Origin of the sequence: Corynebacterium sp. UMB4614, assembly GCF_030217065.1 — a bacterium.
Taxonomy (GTDB): Bacteria; Actinomycetota; Actinomycetes; order Mycobacteriales; family Mycobacteriaceae; genus Corynebacterium.
The window spans coordinates 1-387 of sequence record NZ_JASONC010000063.1 but is presented as its reverse complement, the minus strand read 5'-3'; the positions used below and the strand labels follow the sequence as shown (position 1 = coordinate 387).

General features: G+C 57.6%; 1 protein-coding gene. It reads right to left on the bottom strand.

Annotated features, from left to right (window positions below):
• Positions 1-32: 32 nt before the first annotated feature.
• On the bottom strand, positions 33-239 hold the full coding sequence (locus tag QP413_RS09905) for a hypothetical protein (protein WP_284781601.1): 207 nt from the start codon (positions 237-239) through the stop codon (positions 33-35).
• Between the last annotated feature and the right edge of the window lie 148 nt (positions 240-387).

The following is a 387-nucleotide window of genomic DNA, read 5'->3' as shown; positions in this document are numbered from 1 at the left end:
CTAGCCGTGGCTTACCCCGACCGATTCGCGGACTACTTGTAAACCAAACCCCCGCACACAAAGAATCGGACACCCTCCTCCGCGAGGGCTGCGAGTACCGGAATGAGTACCGCCAGGGGTGTGACCAGCTTCGAAGCGGTAGCCACGGACATACTTTCGCTAAGCAGCCCCAGCTTGGTGAACGTCGCGCCCTGCCACCGGCGGAAGAGGTGATAGGACGAGGTCTTGGAGGAACTCATGAGCAAGAGATTACCTGGCTGTCGGCACACAACCGCCTGTCCCGTGCGCCAAGACTAAGCCGGGTGGAAGACGGGTTAAGTAAAGAAAAGTGTGTCCGCATGCCACCATAACCCCAGACCACACACCACAAATCACCAAAGAATAGCT

What these genes read in the sequence shown, in the direction of transcription:
- QP413_RS09905 (WP_284781601.1), bottom strand. Translation starts at nt 239, where the DNA reads ATGAGTTCCTCCAAGACCTCGTCCTATCACCTCTTCCGCCGGTGGCAG.